Raw genomic sequence first — 4,782 nt, 5'->3', positions numbered from 1 at the left:
GCCGGCATGACCCGCGAGGAAGCCACCTACAACGGCTCCGGCGGTGCCCTGGTTTCCGCAATCAGCTACATCCCGTGGCGCTCGGCCGCCACCGCTACCCATTCCCGCTCGGCGGACAGCCTTCCGGCGGTGTACGCGTACCGGACCGGCACACAGAAGGAACAGAGCCGCATCACGATTTCCGGCGGCAACCTCCGCCGCACCGAACTGTCCCGGGAGTTCGATGCCCTGGGCATGGTCACGTCTGAGTCCGGAACCGGCGACAAGGCCAAGAGCGGCGACGAGCAGTGCAGCACGACCTCCTACGCCCGCAACACCAGCGCAAACATCCTGACCACGGTCGCCGAGACCAAGACGGTCGCGGTGGCCTGCGGCACTGCGCCTTCGCTGCCGGCAGACCTGGTCTCGGCCAAGCGGTTCTACTATGACGGCTCCACCACTCTGGGCGCCGCACCCAGCAAGGGCAGTGTGACCCGGAGTGACGAGAACGACGGCGTGGGCACAGGTTTCATCACCGTCACCAAGGCCGCATACGACAGCTACGGTCGTCAGACGGAGGTGACCGACGCAGCCGGCGCCAAGTCCGCGGTCAGCTACTCCCCGGCGACCGGGCAGGCCCCGACGGAAACCGTTTCCACGAACGCCCTCGACCACACTACGAAGGTGATCACCGACCCACGCCGTGGTCTTACCACGGCCACGGTGGATGCTAACGGCAAGCGGACGGACCTCGAGTACGATGCGCTCGGGCGCCTCAGCAAGGCCTGGAGCCTCGGCTGGACGAAGGCCGACCACCCGACGGTGCCGTCAGCCGAGTTCAGCTACCGCATCTCCAGGACGGACCCGAACGTGGTCACCACCAAGGTCCTCAACTATCAGGGCGAGTACGACACGACGTACGCCTTCTACGACGGCATGCTGCGCCCGCGTCAGACCCAGGTACCGGCCATCGGATCGCCGGGCAACCGGGTGGTGACGGAGACCCGGTACGACACCCGTGGCCAGGTCTGGAAGACGTACGGTGCCTACTACGCGGAGGGTGCGGCCTCGGCCACGCTGGTGGACGGTGACGACTCCAAGGTTCCTGCGGGCACGGAGACGGTGTACGACGGCGCGGGCCGTGCCACGGATGTGATCGCCCTGAAGTTCGGCGACGAGACCAAGCGCACCATCACCCAGTACGCCGGCGACCGGACGACGGTCATCCCGCCCAAGGGCGGCACGGCCACCACCACGATCGTGGACGCACTCGGCCGCAAGACCGAGTCCCGCGCCTACACCGACGCAGCGCGCACCACGTACGAGGCCACCCTCTATGCCTACGAAAAGCATGACCAGCTGGCGAAGATGACCGACCCGGCCGGCATCGCCTGGACCTGGACCTACGATGCCCGCGCCCGTCTGATCGAGGCGAATGACCCGGACAAGGGCATCAGCCGGACCACGTACGACAACGCCGACCGCCCGGTCAAGACCACCGACGCCCGTGGTGTTGAGTTGGTCACTGCTTATGACGTTCTGGGTCGGCGGGAGGAGCTGAGGCAAGGGAGCACGGTCCGGGCTGCGTGGTCTTACGACACCGTGGCGAAGGGGCTGCCCGCGTCGGATACTCGCTTTGTGGACGGCAAGGCGTACACGACGCAGATCAACAGCTACGACGACCGGGGCCAGCCCACTTCCTCCACCGCCACGGTGCCGGACGGTGCAGCCGCCGGGTCGTACACCTGGACGTTCGGCTACAACCAGTACAACGGCCTTCAGGAATGGGTGAGACACCCCGCGCTCGCCGGTCTGCCCGCTGAGCGTCAGACCACGGTGTTCGGACAGGGCAACCTGCCGCAGAGAACGACCGCCGGTGCCGTACTCCTGGTCGGCAGCACCAGCTACGACGTCTACGGACGCCAGATACGTGCCGAGTACGGCACCCTCGGCCGGAAGGTCTACCGTACTCAGGACTTCGACGAGCACACGGGCCAGCTCACCCGCTCCACCATCGACGGTGACATCGCCCTGCGTGTGGAGGACACCCACTACGGCTACGACCTGGCCGGCAACACCACCCGCATCTCCAGCACCTCGGGCCAGGACACGGCGGCCGTCACCGACACCCAGTGCTTCGCCCTCGATGCCCTGCGCCGGATGACCGAGGCCTGGACCACGAAGGAAGCCACCGACAACTGCGCCACCGGACCTTCGGCAAGCACGGTCGGCGGCCCGGACGCGTACTGGCACTCCTACACCTACGACGAGGCCGGCAACCGGACCAGGGAAGTCCAGCACGCCACCGGAACCGGCACGGCCGACATCACCCGCACCTACACCGCGGGCAAGGCAGGCGAGACCCGCCCCCACGCCCTGCGCTCGATCACCACCACCGGCGGCGCGGACACCGGCACAACGGAAACCTTCACCTACGACGACGCCGGCAACACCGCCGGCCGCACCGGCGGCCCACGCACCCAGGACCTCACCTGGGACGCGGAAGGCCACCTGACCAAGATCGTCGAAGACGGCAAGACCACCGAGTACGCCTACGACGCCGACGGCAACCGCATGCTCGCCAAGAACGCCGACGGCTCCACCACCGCATACCTCCCCGGCGGCAACGAACTCCAGATCACCGCGGCCGGAGCGAAGACCGCCACCCGCTACTACACCCACAGCGGCGAAACCGTCGCGGTCCGCACCAGCACCGGCGGCTTCTCCTTCCTCTTCGGCGACCACCAGGGCACCGCACTCATCGCCATCGCCACGGGCGCGGCACAGACGGTCACCCGCCGCAAGCAACTCCCCTTCGGCGCCACCCGCTCCGCCGCCGGCAGCAGCTCATGGCCCGGTGACCGCGGCTTCGTCGGCGGCACCACCGACCCCACCGGCTACACCCACCTCGGCGCCCGCGAATACGACCCCACCCTGGGCCGCTTCCTCTCCGTCGACCCCCTCCTCATCACCGACGACCCCACCCAGCACAACCCCTACACCTACGGCAACAACAACCCCGCCACCTACTCCGACCCCACCGGCGAAGCCATCGCAGAATGCATGCGACAAGAAATCGCCTGCAGCGGCGGACTCCCCAAACGCAAACCCAAAATCAATAGCGCTGTCTCAGGCGGAAACCCCGGCAGCCCCGGCAACTCCGGCTCCTACATCCCCTGGACCCCCGGAAGCAAAAAACGCATCCTCGCCAACCCCTCCAAAGGCCGCTACAACACCTACGGCCACCAAGGCCGCAACTCCTACGCACCCAACCACGTCTACACCCAGGCACAATGGGACGCCGACCACGACAGAGCCCAAAAACTGCAAGCCAAGGCCGATAGAGAGAAAAGAGAGAAGAACAAGAACGACGACAACTTCTTCAAGGATATCTGGAACGCCACCGGAGGAAAGGTAGCCTCAACCGTTTCAGATGCCGCTGGTTCAGTTGGCGATTTCGCGAATGATCACTGGAGAGGAATAGCCCAGGCGGCCGTTATTGTCGTTGGAACTGTAGCTGTAGTTGTTTGCACCGCGGCAACCGCGGGTGTATGCGCAGGAGCTGGTGGAATCATAATGACGGCGGCGATCGGAATGACGCAAGGAATTGCAACCCACGGTCTTTCTGGAGGCTCCCACTCGTTGAAGGGGTATGCGCAGGCAGGTTTGATTGGTGGAGCTACAGCTGGTGGAGGCACTGCTATAGCCAAGGCGGGAATGCTGATGAGCCGGACAGCCCCTTATCATACCGTTTCAACGATGATCTCTACAGCCGGAAGGAACGGAGGGCGCTTTTGGAAAGGGGGCGAGTACGGAAGACAAGTGAAGAATCACATGCGTTTCGGGACCAAGTGGTCGGACTGAGAGAGGATTTTTCATTGTTGGCACTCGCGAGAAAGCTTCCCCGGTTTGTCACCATGTCATTGGTGGCCGCCTGGCTGAGCGTTTCTGCATCGCTCGCACTTTACGTAGGACCTCCCTGGCAAGCCGCCGGAGCTGCTGCGGCAGCTGCTCCACTCATTCTGTTCCTCGTGCTGGCAATGCAGCGGCAACGGGTGGAGCGGCAGGAATCCGATACGTCAGGTGCCGCTCCCTCGGTAGACTTGGGGCTGTGGTCTGTTGCAATTCTCCAGCTATCATGCGGTTTCGGGCTCTTGCTCTTTGAGGGCGTAAGTAGTGGTGGATATCTTGAACGTCTGACAGAGGCCCTTTTCTCCGTCGGGTCCCTAGCCTTGATTGCGGTAATAGCCCGATTCCTGAGGCGTCTTGAATGGGGAAAGCGGTCTGCTAAGGACCCCCACTAACCACCGACGACGGCCAAAGTGGACGCGTGCCTGTGCGGGCTGGGCTGCCTCGCTTTGCACGGCACACAAGTTGGTCGTATCGGAATATAATCCAAGTGGATAGTTGACAGGTGGGTAAGAGGACAAACATGCTGGAAGTCGCGGGTCGTGACCCTACGGAGATGAGCCTGGGAACTCTCTTGACCTGGGCGTCGCGTTTCCCTTGGGGCTCATCATTGCTTGCAACATTGCACACGTAGCGGATCGGGTATTCCACTTTGCCACGGGAGTCGCACCCGGCCCCACGGAAAGGGCTTCACCGAGGTCGCTCGGGCTCACGGGCGGCGTTGCTGCATTCACTTCTCTAATCGGCTTGATGGTCGCAATTCGTATGGGTCTCACCTGAGGCGGGACAGTGGGTTACGCAGGGCTGATGCGTTCTCAGTCGGCGAGATGAGCTGATCGCCTGTGTATGCGCCGCGGTGGTCGGTCCGCCGGGTTCAGCAACGAGAGACGCGAC

Annotated in this window: 1 protein-coding gene; it reads left to right on the top strand. The window is 64.3% G+C overall.

Annotation, left to right across the window (positions count from 1 at the left end; all coding sequences use genetic code 11):
* Window positions 1–129 precede the first annotated feature (129 nt).
* A complete protein-coding gene (locus ACIF9R_RS38035; protein ID WP_399987669.1) occupies window positions 130–3,843 on the top strand; it encodes an RHS repeat domain-containing protein in 3,714 nt (1,237 codons plus the stop codon).
* The last annotated feature ends 939 nt before the right edge of the window (window positions 3,844–4,782 follow it).

The sequence above is a fragment of the Streptomyces sp. NPDC086080 genome (assembly GCF_044540255.1).
Taxonomy (GTDB): Bacteria; Actinomycetota; Actinomycetes; order Streptomycetales; family Streptomycetaceae; genus Streptomyces.
Note: the sequence above shows the minus strand (reverse complement) of the source record. Positions and strands in the feature narration are given on the sequence as shown.